This window comes from Massilia sp. 05N420 (assembly GCF_056397205.1).
Genome location: NZ_JBFTMX010000278.1, coordinates 1 through 366 on the forward strand (window position 1 = coordinate 1; position 366 = coordinate 366).

General features: G+C 56.0%; 1 protein-coding gene. It reads left to right on the forward strand.

What is annotated here, in order from left to right; translation table 11 throughout:
- Positions 1 to 277, forward strand: a 277-nt coding sequence (locus AC1DIX_RS28325; protein ID WP_477328692.1) for a hypothetical protein, incomplete at its 5' end; no start/stop codon positions are given.
- Positions 278 to 366: the final 89 nt, after the last annotated feature.

The window sequence follows — 366 nt, forward strand, 5'->3', positions numbered from 1 at the left end:
CCTGTTTGGCGAACGTGGGGTCCTCATGGGTGCGGTCGAACCGGCCAGAATGCGCGCGCTCACTTTTGTCGTCGTCTACGAAATCTCTAAAGAGGTCCTGGCTGGCGTCATGCGAGACCGTCCTGGACTTGCAGAAGCGCTCGGACTGCTATTGACGCGACGCGTCGAAAGCGAGATTCACCTTTCAAACGACTTGAGGCAATCAGCAGATCAGCACCCGACCTCGATTACAGCAAGAATCCGTCATCTTTTTCAGGTTCCGCATTCGGGGCATTGAGGCCGCCTCCACCGCGACCTCCGATTTGACCGCGATGGACAACAATGCCATTCTTCAAAACCTGAAAGCAGGTGAAGCATCCCCAGCAC